Source organism: Pseudoalteromonas maris, from assembly GCF_049257235.1.
Lineage (GTDB): Bacteria > Pseudomonadota > Gammaproteobacteria > Enterobacterales > Alteromonadaceae > Pseudoalteromonas.
Genome location: NZ_JBMMUF010000004.1, coordinates 33,304 through 48,681, shown reverse-complemented (window position 1 = coordinate 48,681; position 15,378 = coordinate 33,304). Strand labels below are relative to the sequence as shown.

General features: G+C 46.7%; 12 protein-coding genes. 3 read left to right on the top strand and 9 right to left on the bottom strand.

The window, feature by feature from the left end; translation table 11 throughout:
• Window positions 1-66: 66 nt before the first annotated feature.
• Window positions 67-2,622, top strand: coding sequence for a bifunctional diguanylate cyclase/phosphodiesterase (locus tag AAEU32_RS07125; protein WP_421969842.1), 2,556 nt, complete (start codon window positions 67-69; stop codon window positions 2,620-2,622).
• On the opposite strand, the gene rep is transcribed toward AAEU32_RS07125, so the two are convergent.
• Window positions 2,606-4,618, bottom strand: a complete 2,013-nt coding sequence (rep, locus tag AAEU32_RS07120; RefSeq protein WP_421969841.1) for a DNA helicase Rep — start codon at window positions 4,616-4,618, stop codon at window positions 2,606-2,608. The two genes, AAEU32_RS07125 and rep, sit on opposite strands and share 17 nt — an antisense overlap.
• Window positions 4,619-4,777: 159 nt before the next feature.
• Here rep and ubiK point away from each other — a divergent pair, with 159 nt between their 5' ends.
• Window positions 4,778-5,047 (top strand): ubiquinone biosynthesis accessory factor UbiK, encoded by a 270-nt coding sequence (gene ubiK / locus AAEU32_RS07115; protein WP_421969840.1) that lies wholly within the window; start codon window positions 4,778-4,780, stop codon window positions 5,045-5,047.
• Between the two features lie 188 nt (window positions 5,048-5,235).
• On the top strand, window positions 5,236-5,550 hold the full coding sequence (locus tag AAEU32_RS07110; protein WP_421969839.1) for a hypothetical protein: 315 nt from the start codon (window positions 5,236-5,238) through the stop codon (window positions 5,548-5,550).
• An 87-nt stretch (window positions 5,551-5,637) separates the two neighbouring features.
• Here the strand turns inward: AAEU32_RS07110 and can are convergent, their stop codons facing one another.
• The 8 genes from can to ilvG all read right to left on the bottom strand — a co-directional run bounded on the left by can (window position 5,638) and on the right by ilvG (window position 15,115).
• Window positions 5,638-6,321: a carbonate dehydratase gene (gene can / locus AAEU32_RS07105; protein WP_421969838.1), complete on the bottom strand. Its 684-nt coding sequence runs from the start codon at window positions 6,319-6,321 to the stop codon at window positions 5,638-5,640.
• Window positions 6,318-7,520 carry a methyltransferase gene (locus tag AAEU32_RS07100; protein ID WP_421969837.1) on the bottom strand — a complete coding sequence of 401 codons (1,203 nt, stop codon included), beginning with the start codon at window positions 7,518-7,520 and terminating at the stop codon, window positions 6,318-6,320. Before AAEU32_RS07100 ends, can begins: the two co-directional genes overlap by 4 nt.
• A gap of 98 nt (window positions 7,521-7,618) precedes the next feature.
• Window positions 7,619-8,671 carry an ABC transporter substrate-binding protein gene (locus AAEU32_RS07095; protein WP_421969836.1) on the bottom strand — a complete coding sequence of 351 codons (1,053 nt, stop codon included), beginning with the start codon at window positions 8,669-8,671 and terminating at the stop codon, window positions 7,619-7,621.
• Window positions 8,672-8,701: 30 nt separating this feature from the next.
• Window positions 8,702-10,270 (bottom strand): threonine ammonia-lyase, biosynthetic, encoded by a 1,569-nt coding sequence (ilvA, locus tag AAEU32_RS07090; protein WP_421969835.1) that lies wholly within the window; start codon window positions 10,268-10,270, stop codon window positions 8,702-8,704.
• Window positions 10,270-12,126, bottom strand: coding sequence for a dihydroxy-acid dehydratase (ilvD, locus tag AAEU32_RS07085; protein ID WP_421969834.1), 1,857 nt, complete (start codon window positions 12,124-12,126; stop codon window positions 10,270-10,272). Before ilvD ends, ilvA begins: the two co-directional genes overlap by 1 nt.
• Before the next feature lie 88 nt (window positions 12,127-12,214).
• On the bottom strand, window positions 12,215-13,138 hold the full coding sequence (locus AAEU32_RS07080; RefSeq protein WP_421969833.1) for a branched-chain amino acid transaminase: 924 nt from the start codon (window positions 13,136-13,138) through the stop codon (window positions 12,215-12,217).
• Window positions 13,139-13,202: 64 nt separating this feature from the next.
• Window positions 13,203-13,445 (bottom strand): acetolactate synthase 2 small subunit, encoded by a 243-nt coding sequence (gene ilvM, locus AAEU32_RS07075; RefSeq protein ID WP_421969832.1) that lies wholly within the window; start codon window positions 13,443-13,445, stop codon window positions 13,203-13,205.
• Window positions 13,446-13,453: 8 nt separating this feature from the next.
• Entirely contained in the window at window positions 13,454-15,115 is a 1,662-nt protein-coding gene (gene ilvG, locus AAEU32_RS07070; RefSeq protein ID WP_421969831.1) for an acetolactate synthase 2 catalytic subunit, read from the bottom strand.
• Window positions 15,116-15,378: the final 263 nt, after the last annotated feature.

Sequence of the window (15,378 nt, the reverse complement as noted above, 5' to 3'; positions counted from 1 at the left end):
ATAGTTCTTGACCCTCTGTGTGAATAGTGGAATATTAGATGGTCAATAATTACACAATAATAATAAATGACGCGTTCAGTGGATGAGTGTTCAGAAATAACATTGCGCAAAATAAACAAGCGCTTAAAGAAGTTGCTGCAGCAATATAAACAGCAACACCATGTCCAGCACGCGTTAATCAGGCTCTCAGAGCAAGCTAGTACCCATCCAGATTTACATTCTTTTTATCCTGCTATTCGTCAACTTCTTGCCGATTACGTGCCTAGTAAGAATTTTTATGTTGTGCTTAAAGACCCTGAGTCTGGTTTGTTAGAGCTGTCTTACTTTGTTGACCAAAAAGATCCCAACAACCATCCGCAGCTCTCTCACAAACAATTTGAACAAAGTGTGACTGGTTACGTATTTCATTCCAAAGCGACCGCCTACTTTAGCAGTGAAACCATGGCTCAAGGAGCCAAGCAAGGTAAGTTTAAGCTACTAGGTACACCATCTGAACACTGGTTAGGTGTTCCGGTATACCAAGACGATGATGTTATCGGGGTCATGGTGTCGCAAAGCTACGACAAGGACGAAGGCTACAGCCAAGAGCAAATTGAACTCTTTGAAATGATTGCTCTGTATTTGGCTACCGCAATTGAGAGGGTTAAAAAGCGCGAGCTATTAGAAAGTCAGGTGAAACAGCGAACGCTGGCACTGACTCAAAGCAATGCTGCGCTCAATGAAGAAATCGCACAGCGTAAAAAAGCGCTTGAGTGCCAACAAACCTTGTTCCAAATCGCGGAGCTAGCCACTCAAGCGATTAATATGGACGATGTCTATTTCCATCTACATCAAATCATTAAATCAATTACCTATGCAGACAATCTATTTATTGCATTACATGACAAAGACAATAACTGGTTGAGTTTTCCTTACGCCGTAGATGAAAACGATGATGATTTTAGCCCTCGAACCTTTGCTAAAGGCTACAGTGAGCTGGTGCTTACCACCAAACAATGCCAATTGATCAACAAAGAACGCGCACAAGAGCTGATGCAAGAAGGGCTTGTAGCCAATAGCATTCATACTAATCAAACTCGATGCAGCAGCTGGCTTGGCGCGCCACTGAAAACCGCGCAGGGAGTCATAGGACTCATTGCTTGTCAGGCCTATAACGACAAATATGAATTTACCCAAGACGACATGGAACTCATTGCTTACGTCTCCAACCAAGTCGCCAATGTTTTGCAGAATCAGTTGTCACAACAAGCTTTGCGCAAAAGTCACCAAGAGCTGGAGTTACGTGTTGCAGAAAAAACACGTGAACTGCGCCAAGCAAATATGCATCTACAGCTGCAAATTGATGAGCGTCGTAAAATTGAGCAACAGTTATATCATGATGCTCACCACGACGCGCTTACCGGGTTACCCAATCGTAGTTTATTTCTGTCTCAGCTAGAGCGCACAATGCAACATTACCAGCGCTTTCCAGAGCAGCATTTTGCGGTTTTATTTATTGATTTAGATAAGTTTAAAGAAATAAATGATCAATTAGGCCACCAATTCGGTGACCAATTCCTTATCGCCGTAGCGAATAAGCTAAAGCAATGTATTCGCGAGCATGACTTAATAGCCCGCCTAGGTGGTGATGAATTCGTAGTATTGCTCTCGCAACTCAACGACAAAGAGCAAGCTGAAGACGTCGCAAAGCGCATTATTGCAGTGATGCAGCAGCAGTTTTGTCACGAAGGAACATGCATTCAAAGCGGGGCGAGCATAGGTATAACCTATAGCCATCAGGACTACAGCCATACCGATGAGGTTATCCGCGATGCTGACGCTGCCATGTACTATGCCAAACACTCTGGCAAAGGGCGCTATGAGTTCTATCATCCTTTGCTCAGTTATAGCATTAGCGAAAAAGAGCATGTTGAACGTCATTACCTTGGGGATTTACACACCCATTATCGTAAACACGATATCATCAGCCCCACTGGGCAAGCACCATTGCAGGTGTTATCGGCATTCGCAGACCATCCGATTCTTGGCAGCATCAGTTTTGAGCAAATTAAGCGTTTTGCCAGTAACAACGATGAATTAGCCCATGTTGAGCTCAGCCTCATGCGCCATGGCTTCTCACAGTATCACGGCAAACAGGTGTCTTTACTTCATGCCTCCACGTTGCTTCTTGATGAAAACTATTTCAAAGATCTGAGTCACTGGTTACACAACATAAGTAACAAATCACAACTGTGTTTATTATTTTCTGAAACAGAACTGCGCTTTTGTAGCTCAACACAATTGAGAAATTTAGAGTCATTGCAGGCTATGGAAGTGAAAATAGGCCTCAATGATTTTGCCAGTGATCGCTGTGAACTTGGGCCGCTTACCCAGTTACCTTATTTTTGTGTGCTACTAAGCAGCACCTTTAGCCGTCGCATACTGCAGGACCAAAGCTATGATCACATGCTCCAAGGTGTACTCGCAGTAACACAACTAAGTAAGTGCAAAGTTATCGCTAAAGGGCCTGATATATTAAATTACCGTGATCGCTTAGAAGCACACGGCATCAATTATTTTGTAGGTCACCAAGAGGCACTGGATGAGCTAGTGCCTCTTGAGAGCATTACTTCTTTAGCATAGCGCGCAAATTGGCAACTCGTGCCTGCCCTTGCTGCATTCTCTGCTCTTGATTTTGCGGTGCTTTTCGTGCTTCAAATGCCAAATCTTGTTGTGGCAACTCCTCCACAAAGCGACTGATCTCGGGCGTTATCATCTCACCAAACTGACGACGATTTTTAGCATAAGTCATGATCAATTCTTGCTGTGCTCGAGTGATCCCTACATAAGCCAAACGACGTTCTTCTTCGACGTTATCTTCATCAATACTGCTTTGGTGTGGCAATAAGCCCTCTTCCATGCCCACCATAAATACATAAGGGTACTCCAAGCCTTTTGATGCATGCAGGGTCAGCAGTTGCACCGCGTCACTTTGGTCTTCTTCTTCGTTGCGTTCCATCATGTCCCGCAACGTTAATTTCATCACTACTTCAGGCAAAGTCAACGCCGGGTTATCAGCATCCCCCGTGAGCATATCGGTGATCCAACGATACAGCTCCGACACATTCTTCATGCGCATCTCTGCCGCTTTAGCGCTGGTCGATGTCTCATATAAATAGGCTTCGTAGTTAATTTGACGCACCAAATCTTTCACTGCTTCTAAGGTGTCACTGCGCTGAACATTATCTGCTAGTTCGACAACCCAGCGGGCAAACCCCATCAATGCGTTAAAGCCTCGACCTTGCAAGCGCCCCGCTAGTTCAGGCTCAAAACACGCGGCAAACAAACTGATGTGCTTTTCATTGGCAAGTGAGCCTAATTTCTCCAGTGTTACCGGACCAATTTCGCGCTTAGGGGTGTTGACGATACGCAAAAAGGCATTGTCGTCGTCTTGGTTCACGAGCAAGCGCAAATACGCCATCATATCTTTAATTTCTGCACGGGCAAAAAACGACATACCACCACTGATTTTATAGGGAATGCGGTTACTCATAAGCGCCTTTTCAAACACCCTAGCTTGGTGGTTACCGCGATACAAAATCGCATAATCTTTAAAGTTGGTACGCTTAGTAAATTTGTGGGAAATGATCTCTGCCACTACGCGCTCGGCTTCATGCTCTTCGTCTTTTGTTGCAATGACCTTAATTTGCTCACCGTAACCCAATTCACTAAAGAGCTTTTTATCAAATACATGCGGGTTATTGGCAATGAGGATATTCGCCGCTTTAAGAATGCGCCCTGCACTGCGATAGTTTTGCTCCAACTTAATCAGGCGCAAACCGGGAAAGTCTTTACTTAAAAGCACCAGGTTCTGAGGCTTAGCACCACGCCATGAATAAATGGACTGATCATCATCACCCACCACAGTAAAACGAGCCCGTTGACCTACCAGTAGTTTCACGAGCTGGTATTGGCTGGTATTGGTATCTTGATACTCATCCACCAGCAAATAACGAAAACGGTCCTGCCAGCGATCACGAACCTCAGCATTAGAACCGAGTAATAACGTAGGGATCATAATGAGATCATCAAAGTCCATAGCGTTATAAGCACGTAATTGAGTTTGATATCGCGCGTACAGCTGAGCAAAGAGTGCTTTTTGTGGCTCGCGTGCTGCTGCAATTGCGTGCTGAGGCAAAATAAGTTCGTTTTTCCAGTCACTTATCTGCGTTTTCAGTGCATTAAGTAAGTCTTTATCGCCTTTGAGCTCATCGTCTGTGAGCTCATTCAACAATTGATTAGTGTCTTGGTCGTCAAACAGTGAGAAACCAGCTTTGAAGCCTAGCGTTTTCAGCTCCTTTTTGATTATCTCTAACCCCAGAGTGTGAAATGTGGATACCCATAAACCTTTGGCTTCTTGTTTTCCCAAGGTTTGGGCCACTCGCTCACGCATTTCACGCGCAGCTTTGTTGGTAAAAGTTACCGCAGCAATGTTTCGCGCCTGATACTGACAATTTTGCACCAAGTGAGCGATTTTATTAGTAATTACACGGGTTTTACCTGAGCCTGCTCCTGCTAACACAAGGCATGGACCACTGATGTACTTTACCGCTTCATTTTGCTGGGGATTGAGCTTCATAAACACTTATCTAAATCACATTGAACGGCACATTTTAGCGTATCTATCGTTTGGTTACAGCCGCGGTAGCAGGCAATATTTTAATAAAGTCGGCATTAACTATCCCGAGTGCGCATTAAATTAGTTACACTTAGGGCATACACAGATAGGAGTACAGTGATGATTAACCCTAGTAAAATTGAAGAAATCGCTCGTCAAATTGGTAACAACATGCCAAAGGGGATGCGTGATTTAGCTGAAAACTTCGAGTCCAAAACCAAGCAAGTACTGCAAAACAAGCTTTCAGAGATGGATTTTGTCAGCCGTGAAGAGTTTGATATTCAGAGCCAAGTACTGGTGCGTACTCGTGAGAAACTCACTGCTCTTGAGCAAAAGGTAGCGGCGTTAGAAGCAGCGCTGGCCGCGCAAAACGCAGCGTCTGACGAGTAATATCTTGGGCGTCGAGTGTGACCTGAGGTGTGACCCTTGGTGTGACCTATGAATACTCGGCGCAAAGGCCAGACGCCCGCATTAGTTTACTCACCGCACTAGCACACGAACGCAAACATGTAAGTCCTTTGTATTGCGCTATCAATACGTAAACGGGCATACAGCATAACCTAGTTACAGATACATTTATGAATAAGCTCAATACCCTTTGCGTGGCTGTGTTCGTTGGCCTGCTTGCCGTCATTGTTGGATTATGCGCTTTTACATTGAGCTGGAATTTATGGGCGCATTGGGGCGGCCCAATGCCGGGAGTTCACGTCATACTGTGGCCAGCAAATATGTCATTAGTGTATGTGTGGCACCCACTTTTTACTGAAGAAATTAATTTTTGGCCAAAACTGATGCTGATGATGCTTGGCCAATTTATTTTTGTATCTGGTGTCGCGGCCGCACTTTTATCCCTAGTAAAGCGGGTAATGATTGAGCCCCAAAATGACCACTGAGCCCAAGCGCTAATTCATATTTAAGGCTAATACCTCTTTATATGTCCATCAAAAAAAGAGACCTCTGTAGGCCTCTTGATAAACTCTTTATTTATTGACCACCAATTCGATGGGGATGCCACGTACACGCATAGCAACATGCTCTAGGGCTTCTTGATAACTTGTTTCAAACTCATTTTGGCAGCGAAACACTGCGTTCATATCATGTAGGCAGCCATTTTCGAGGCTGTAGACCCAGCCGTGTACAGTCAGTTCCTGACCTTTTGCCCATGCCTCTTGCACTATGTTGGTACGACACACGTTGCGCACTTGTTCAATGACGTTCAACTCAATTAAGCGTGCTAAACGGTCTTTTTCAGGAGCCTGGTCCAACAAATCCTGATAACGCTCTTTGATGTCACCAACGTGGCGCAGCCAATTATCAATCAACCCAAGCTTGGCGTTGTCATGTACAGCCTTAATACCACCGCAACCGTAATGACCGACCACCATGATGTGCTTAACCTTTAATACTTCTACTGCGTATTGCATCACAGATAAACAATTATGGTCAGTGTGCACAACAACATTGGCGACATTGCGGTGAACAAATAACTCACCGGGCATAAGGTCGACAATTTGGTTAGCTGGCACCCGGGAATCAGAGCAACCAATCCATAAGTATTCCGGGCTTTGCTGTTGCGAAAGCTTGCTAAAAAACTCGGGATCTTGTGCCGTAGTGCGCGCAGCCCAGTGCTTATTTTTCTCAAATAAATGGCTTAAATTCTTCACATCAACTCTCTGTTCAGTCTTGCATCAATAAGAATATTCCGAGGAGTGAGTGAAGGCTCGCAAAACTCAAAAATATCCACATCATAGTGTGCCTGTTGCAAATATAAAGCACGATCGAGTACCAGCCAAACTTCTATTGCTCTTCTGAATAGATGTCTTACCAGTTCAATGCGATCTGTCATCCGCTTACGCTGACAACCAAGTGCAAGATAATGCTCATAATTAAGCGCTTGTGGTAACGCTAGCCCCTTTTGCTGCGCAGCCCATTGGCAAAAATCAGCAAACTCACCACTGAATACTTGCTTGCCAACCGAAGGAACCGGAGTGTAATCAGTTTTGCTGAAGACATCGCGCACGAGCTGGTCAAAACCAAGACGCCATTGCACTTCTGTTTGGCGTAAGCGCTGTACGCGCTGACCTGCCGTAACGGTTTGCTGCAAAGCGAGCTTTAAGTCGCTTAACTGTAAGTTTAGTTTACTTTGCTTAGCACGTTCGCTCATGGGTTGATAATACTCATGCTGCAAAAACAAGTGATAACAACATGGAGAAATCGATATGCGGGGTGTATGCACATCACTGGCTTGACGGATCAATGCTTGATGTAATCCGCCACACGCGTGTAATGCCACCGCATGCTCACAACCCTCAATCCAAGCACTGCAGTCATCCGCAAGCACATCCGCTTGAGTGAATGCGATGGGCAGCTCAAATTGTTGAGCCAAGTGCTCACCTTGCTGGCAAAGATGCGCCTGAATTTCCACACTGTGAACACTGACATCATATTGGTGCGCCAACAAACGCCCAAGATGCCCTTTACCTGCACACCACTCCAATACCTTCTCATTGTGATTTTGCGGTGCAAGTTGCTCAACAAAAGTTTGTAGCTGAGTTAGCTTACGTCCTTTAATACCATTGCTTAACCAAAACGGTAAGCTCTGGGTTGGCATTTGTTGACGCAGATCTAAAACGCTCAGCGCACTGAGTTGCTCGATATTGGGAATATAATTGGCAAAATAACGAACAAGCTGCTGCTCATTGGCATCTAACGTCTGCACGTCTTCATCGTCTAGTTGCTCAAGCACTGGGGCTAATTCAGGCCATGGATAAGCATCACACGCAAAAGCAACACATTGCCAATATTGACGCGTGTCATAAAGAAGTTGATCTAGCGCTTCAAAACGCGCGAGCAAGGAAGACATAAATGCACTGTGGTTAGTTATTTGCGCAAAGTATATCAAACTTCACACGTGACTAGGACGTGTTTTGCCATGGCAGAGCCTGCGTCGCAGCGCCCTATTTAAGTGCGGCCGCCAAAAAACAGTCTTAAATAGGTGGGAATAGAAATAACGAGAATGCAGATAGCCAAGATGACCATCCATGAAAATGTGCCATGGTTGGACATAGGTTCTGGCTCATAAATAAAGCCTTCGAAATGCTCTTTCACCTTTTGCGCATCAATCTGATATAGCTCGGTGATCACCCGCCAGCGCGCATCCGACATAGCTCCTATGGCATTACCTGATTGCATAATCAACGGTTTTAGTTGGTCTGCTTCAAAGGCAAGTTGCGCCATACTCTTGTGCGGCGCATAACGTTTGCGGGTAGTTGCAATCGCTTCGTCCAAGTTCAAAAGTGCGTAACGCCAGCCGCGAATACTTGCTTGATGAAAGCGCGACACCACATCAGGGTTTGCATCAAGAAATGCTTGTGACGTAAACAACACATCACCATACACATTTAAACCATAGCGCTTAGGGCACAATAATCGATAGCCGATCCCCCTGCGGGTTAACACAAAGGGTTCATTGGTAATATAAACCTGCATGGCATCGATATCCTTGTCTATCCATGCCCGCACATTGCTCTTATTTTGATGTGTTACGACCTCAACATCGACATTATGATGCTCAAGCAAGGTCATAAGCTCAGCATTTTCATCTTTACTCAGAACACTGATACGTTGACCATCAAAATCTTGAGGAGTGTGAATGTCGGAGTCCTTATCGACTAACCAACAATAAGGGGATGATTGCAACAGGGCCGCCAGAGCAACTAAAGGCTCACCTGCAAGGCGCTTTTTAATGATGCCAGAGTGGGTAATACCGAAATCAGCGTTACCGATGAGCACTTCACGCATGGTATCAGTGTCATCTGGTAATGAGGGCACAATATTTACCGCCAGCCCTACATCATCGTAATAACCGAGCTCTTTTGCCATGTAGTAACCAGCAAACTGAAACTGATGCTGCCACTTCAGTTTCAGTGTTACTGAGGTTGTTTCTTTCTCCCGCGCTGCGCTTTGGGGCATGAGCCCTATGAAAATAATTACTAGAATTAGGTACTTACCCACGAAACAACCCTAAAGAGATAAACTCCTCAACTATAAGCAAGCTTTTTTCACAATGCCAGTATTGTGGTTATTTTGATATGCGGGTCTGTGCGCCAAAAACTGTTGATAGCACGGGTTATTCGTTTCCTCGAAACATTGATAACCCAAACGCTCAAGGTGCTGTTTAAAGGCGTTATCATCGTCTTTGGGCACTTCAAAAGCAGCCAACACATTACCTGTTGCGGCACCATGATTGCGATAATGGAACAAACTAATGTTCCACTTACTGCCCAAAGTATCTAAGAAACGCGCAAGCGCTCCTGGGTATTCTGGAAACTCAAAGCGTAACAACCGTTCTTGAAGTTGCTCCGAAGGCTTGCCTCCGACCATATATCGCACATGCAGCTTTGCTAGCTCGTTATCCGACATATCAACATAGTCGTAACCTTGGTCATCCAGCTCGGCCAAAAGCTCGGCCAATTCACTGGCTCCTTGGCGCAGTCCAATACCAACAAAAATCTGTGCTTCACCTGGGCCTGCATAGCGATAGTTAAACTCAGTGATAGCGCGGCCACCTAGGGACTGACAAAAACGTTTGAAGCTGCCTTTTTCTTCTTTGATGGTCACCGCCAATAACGCTTCGTTCTTTTCGCCCAAAGCAGTTCGCTCTGCAACATGACGAAGGCGATCAAAATTAAGGTTTGCACCGGACAGTACCGCAGCTAAATTCAAACCAGTTTCACCGCTTTGCTGCACCCATTTTTTCAACCCAGCCAGCGACAGCGCACCCGAGGGCTCGGCAACAGCACGAGTACCGACAAAAATATCTTGCACCGCAGCACAAATTTCATCACCTGTCACAGTGATCACGGCGTCACAAAACTGCTGTGCTAAACGAAACGTTTCGGTGCCAATAATTTTTACGGCGACGCCGTCTGCAAAACTACCTACTCGTTCAAGCTCTACCGGCTCACCTGCCTCCATGGCTGCAAGCAAGCACGCACTTTCCTCTGCCTCAACACCAATCACGCGAATATCAGGCCGCAAAGATTTAATGTATACCGCCATTCCAGCAAGCAGACCACCGCCACCAACAGGCACAAAAACCACATCTAAATCAGGTAATTGCTGCATCAATTCACGGGCGATAGTGCCCTGACCAATAATCACATCTGGATCGTCAAACGGCGGTACAAACACCGCACCTTGTTGTTCGGTTAGCTGCAACGCATGCTCCTTAGCAGCATCAAAATGATGACCATGTAGCACCACTTCACCACCAAAGCTGCGTACCGCATCTACTTTAATTTGCGGTGTTGTCAACGGCATCACAATTGTTGCCTGATGCCCCAGTTCGGTCGCACTTAACGCCACCCCTTGAGCGTGATTGCCTGCCGATGCGGTGATCACTTTAGAGCCTGCTGGTAACTTACTGAGCTTGTTATATGCACCGCGCAGTTTAAAAGAGTAAACAGGTTGTTGGTCTTCTCGTTTAAGCCATACTTTCGAACCGAGTTTGGCCTCTAGCGTGGCAAGTTCACTGACATCAGTGACCCTGACTAGAGGCTCCATATTGGCCTGAATGATGGCACGAAAATAATCAAGCTCGCTTGCAGCCATCAGCTTAGGTCCTCAAGTTTTTGCAAATCACGCACCGCACCTTTATCAGCACTGGTAGCCAGCAGTGCGTACGCTTTCAATGCCGCAGTCACGGCACGCTCACGGTTAAGCGGTTTATAAGCAAGCTTGCCACGCGCTTGCTGTAACTCTTGGCGTAAAGTCAGTTGCTCAGCAGACAAAGACAAGTTGATACCACGATTAGGGATATCAATGATGATTTCATCTCCATCCTCTACTAAAGCAATAGCTCCGCCACTTGCTGCCTCTGGAGATACGTGTCCGATTGATAACCCGGAAGTACCTCCTGAGAAGCGACCATCGGTGATCAGCGCGCATTCTTTATCAAGCGCCATGGATTTGAGATAGCTGGTTGGATACAACATCTCTTGCATCCCCGGGCCACCTTTTGGGCCTTCATAGCGGATCACAACCACGTCACCCTTTTGTACTTTGCCCTCTAAAATCCCCTCTACAGCGTCATCTTGAGACTCATATACTCGGGCTGTGCCTTTGAAAACCAGCATGTCCTCAGAAACACCAGCACTTTTCACGATACAACCGTTTGGCGCTAAATTGCCATAAAGCACCGCCAAACCGCCATCTTGGCTAAAAGCATGCTCAACACTGCGGATACAGCCTTGCTCACGGTCCAGATCCAGCTCCTGCCAACGATAATCTTGGCTCATTGCTTTGGTGGTACGGATCCCAGCAGGACCCGCACGATAAAATGTTTGCGCATCTGTATTTTGAGGGTCGGTAGCATCATAGCGAGCGATGACATCACCTAACGTCTCGCCAGCAACGTGACCTACCGATAAATCAAGCTTGCCGGCTTTGGCCAGCTCATTAAGGATGGCCATAATGCCACCGGCACGGTGAACATCTTCAATGTGATACTGCTGTGTTGCTGGAGCAACTTTACATAAAAACGGCGTGCTGCGGGACAGTCGGTCGATATCCGACATATCAAATTCTACACCGGCCTCTTGCGCTGCTGCCAGCAAGTGTAAAACCGTATTCGATGAGCCCCCCATGGCGATATCTAGGGTCATGGAGTTCATAAATGCTGCTTGGTTTGCAATGTTACGCGGCAAAACAGAGTGATCATCGTCGCCATAAAAGCGATTACATAAATCAACAATGCGTTGGCCCGCTTCAACATACAGTTGCATACGGTCTTTGTGCGTCGCCAATGTTGTACCATTACCTGGCAATGCAAGACCCAACGCCTCAAGCAAGCAGTTCATCGAGTTGGCAGTGAACATGCCTGAGCATGAGCCGCACGTAGGGCATGCCGAGCGCTCTACCTGCTCAGAGTCTTCATCACTCACACTCGGATCCGCGCCTTTAACCATGGCATCGACTAAATCAAGTTTAATATCGATATTGGCCAGTCGCGTTTTACCCGCTTCCATTGGGCCACCTGACACAAAGATCACGGGAATATTTAAACGCAGCGCTGCAAGCATCATTCCTGGGGTAATTTTGTCACAGTTAGAAATGCACACCATAGCATCGGCACAGTGCGCATTAACCATGTACTCCACCGAATCAGCTATGAGATCGCGCGAAGGCAATGAGTACAGCATGCCACCGTGACCCATGGCGATACCATCATCAATTGCGATAGTGTTAAATTCGCGAGGTACACCACCTGCATCGCGAATTGTTTGCGCCATTAAATCACTCAACTGGTTTAAATGAACGTGCCCTGGCACGAACTGCGTGTAGGAGTTTACGACTGCGATGATTGGTTTTTTAAAATCACTATCGGTCATTCCCGTTGCCCGCCAAAGCGCTCGCGCGCCTGCTCGTTTACGTCCTTCAGTTGTTGTTGCACTGCGCAATTTAGCCATGTTTACCTCGATAATTTTGCGACCACATGTGTGTCGACTTTCCTCATTCCCAAAAACAGATGGCAGCGTCGATGCGCTGCCGAAAAACTTAGTCGTTTACGTATTCTAACCAACCACGCGTATCTTCACTTTGGCCTTTTACTAAGTCGAAGTACGCTTTTTGTAGCTCCTCAGTGATCGGCCCACGCTCACCTTTACCCACTTGAATTTGATCCACACTGCGCACAGGAACCACTTCGGCGGCAGTGCCAGTCATAAAGAACTCATCGGCTAGGTACAATGCTTCACGGGCAATTGCCTCTTCACGCACTTCATAACCACGCTCTTTTGCCAGCGTCATGATGGTGTCACGCGTTAATCCTGGCAAAATACATGCGGTTGTTGGTGGTGTATAAAGCACGCCATTTTTAATAACAAACAAGTTTTCACCAGCCCCTTCACTTAAGTAGCCATTGGTATCAAGCGCAATACCTTCAACATATCCGTTGCGCTTCGCTTCACCTGAAATAAGCTGAGAAGACAGATAGTTACCACCAGCTTTAGCTGCCGTTGGCATGGTATTTGGAGCCAAGCGATTCCATGATGAAATACATACATCCACGCCTTGCGCGAGGCTGTCTTCGCCCAAATATGCGCCCCATTGCATTGCGGCAACAGTGACATCAGCTAAATGCGACTTAGGGTTCAAACCCAGGCCCACATGACCTAAAAATGCGAAAGGACGAATGTAAGCATCCTTAAAGCCATTTAGCTTTACAGCATCCTTACACGCTTGATTAAGCTCTTCTAAAGTAAAAGGAATTTCCATACGATAGATCTTTGCCGAATCGTAAAGGCGCTTCATATGGTCAGTTAAACGAAAAATAGCCGGACCGTTTGGCGTATCATATGCGCGAATGCCTTCAAAGACCGAGCTGCCATAGTGTAAGGCATGGCTTAATACGTGGGTCGTGGCCTGTGCGTAGGGGATCATTTCGCCGTTGTGCCAAATCAGTTCAGATGTTTGTGTCATGTGATAATTACCTTCTAAAAATCCGTGTTATTGCGTACGTCGCGTTAGCCTGACAAAGCCGCCGCTAACTCGCCTGTTGATGTAGTTGCTGCATAGTGACACTGTGCACATCTACCAGCTTATTAAGTTGTTGCGTTAAAAGATAGATAGGTTTGTCACTATCTACTGTAATATTCACGGCGAATTGATCGTTGTCCGTTGCCAGTTCAAGTGCCGTAAGCTTGAAGCCTCTGTGACGCGCCACGCGTAAGAAACGCTCTACCGCAACGGTTTGTTTCGTTAAATTTAAGGTTAAACGGTGTTTCATAGTTGCTCCTAAGGCTTCTTACTCGCGCTAACGTGTGTCAGCATTTGGTCATTCGCAGCGCCCGGTGGCACCAGCGGCCAGACATTGTCTTTATCGTCGATACACACATGCAACAGATAAGGTCCAGTGCTCGAGAGCATGGCCTGTAAAGCATCATCCACTTGCTCTTGACGGGTAATACATTGGCCATCGATGCCAAATACCTTTGCCAATGCCACAAAATCTGGGTTGTCTGATAGATTGGTTTCGCTATAACGCTCTTCAAAAAACAATTGTTGCCATTGGCGCACCATGCCGAGACGTTGGTTGTCGATAACCACGATTTTTACATCAAGGTTGTTTCGACGGATGGTTGCCAGCTCTTGAATATTCATCATGATTGAGCCGTCACCAGAGATGGTTAACACCATGCTTTGTGGGCGCGCAATTTTGGCACCAATAGCGGCGGGCAAACCAAAGCCCATAGTGCCGGCTCCACCACTGCTTAGGTGATTACGCGAGTGCGAAAACTGCATATGCTGCGCCACCCACATTTGGTGCTGGCCCACATCGCAACATACCACCGCATCATCACTTAAACGTTGTGACAATTGGTTGAGTAAAGCAGGCGCATAAACCGTGTCGCCGGGGTAATCGTAACGCCATGCATGCTGGCTTTTGAGCGCACTTACATGCTCAGTCCATTGCGGCTCGCAAACAAAACAGTGAAGTTGTGGCAAAGAGATTTTTAGATCTGCAATCAACGACGCCGCAGCGGGCTTACGTTTTCCGACTTCAGCCGGATCGATATCAAGGTGGACGACCTTAGCGTGTGGCGCAAATTTAGTGAGGTGCCCCGTTACTCGGTCGTCAAATCGAGCACCGATACATAACAACAAATCACACTGCTGAACGGCCAAATTAGCAGCCTCGCCACCGTGCATACCCAACATCCCCAAATTCAAGTCGTAATCAGGGGTTACACTACCCAAAGCCTTGAGCGTTTGGACCGCTGGCATATTGGTCTTGTAGAGGAATTGCATTAATTGGGACTGGGCATCGGCTGCTTGCACCCCGCCGCCGATATAGGCCATCGGCCGTTGGCATTCGCTTAGTAACTCGTTAGCGATATTTACCTGTTCATGGCACAGCGTACTGACATCATCACTGTGCGCTAACCACGGATGGTACTGCGCCGCAGCCATCTGAATATCTTTAGGTATATCAACAACAACTGGCCCTGGACGCCCACTTTGGGCAATGTGCATAGCTTGCTGTAGGACCTGAGCGAGATCTTCACTGCGCTCAACCATAAAACTGTGCTTGGTGCAGGATAAGGACATGCCCAAGATATCGACTTCTTGGAATGCATCAGAACCAATCGCCGCTGTCGGCACCTGACCAGTAATAGCCAGTAACGGCACGGAGTCCATCATCGCATCGGCCAGTGCTGTGATTAAGTTAGTTGCCCCCGGGCCGCTCGTCGCAAAGCATACCCCTAGTTTGCCAGTACTACGCGCATACCCAACGGCAGCAAACCCAGCTCCTTGCTCATGTCGGGTGAGGTAGTGCCGCAAAGGTGAGTCATATAAGGCATCGTAGATAGGCATAATAGCGCCACCTGGATAACCAAACACTTCTCTCACGCCCTCTTTGGCGAGTATCTCAACTACTAATTCTGCGCCGGTCATTGTTCCCCATTCCTCAATGTATTGGCCACTAAACGAAAAAGCCCCCCGAACTTTTCAGTGCGGGGGGCTTAATACGTGTTAAATTTTCTAACGCACTATGAAGCCCCCGCGGTAATAATAATCACCACGACTGTAATCAGTAGAATTAGGCTTACTTGGCTGTTTAACATGAAATAATTCGTTCTAATGTAAATTCAAAATTCGTTATAGACGGCTATACCGTCGCTCTTTTTCTATTAGTACCGCGACTGAAGACGCAAGTC

Coding starts and splice junctions, on each gene's coding strand:
- AAEU32_RS07125 (WP_421969842.1), top strand. CDS start 67: ATGACGCGTTCAGTGGATGAGTGTTCAGAAATAACATTGCGCAAAATA.
- rep (WP_421969841.1), bottom strand. CDS start 4,618: ATGAAGCTCAATCCCCAGCAAAATGAAGCGGTAAAGTACATCAGTGGT.
- ubiK (WP_421969840.1), top strand. CDS start 4,778: ATGATTAACCCTAGTAAAATTGAAGAAATCGCTCGTCAAATTGGTAAC.
- AAEU32_RS07110 (WP_421969839.1), top strand. CDS start 5,236: ATGAATAAGCTCAATACCCTTTGCGTGGCTGTGTTCGTTGGCCTGCTT.
- AAEU32_RS07100 (WP_421969837.1), bottom strand. CDS start 7,520: ATGTCTTCCTTGCTCGCGCGTTTTGAAGCGCTAGATCAACTTCTTTAT.
- ilvA (WP_421969835.1), bottom strand. CDS start 10,270: ATGGCTGCAAGCGAGCTTGATTATTTTCGTGCCATCATTCAGGCCAAT.
- ilvD (WP_421969834.1), bottom strand. CDS start 12,126: ATGGCTAAATTGCGCAGTGCAACAACAACTGAAGGACGTAAACGAGCA.
- AAEU32_RS07080 (WP_421969833.1), bottom strand. CDS start 13,138: ATGACACAAACATCTGAACTGATTTGGCACAACGGCGAAATGATCCCC.
- ilvM (WP_421969832.1), bottom strand. CDS start 13,445: ATGAAACACCGTTTAACCTTAAATTTAACGAAACAAACCGTTGCGGTA.
- ilvG (WP_421969831.1), bottom strand. CDS start 15,115: ATGACCGGCGCAGAATTAGTAGTTGAGATACTCGCCAAAGAGGGCGTG.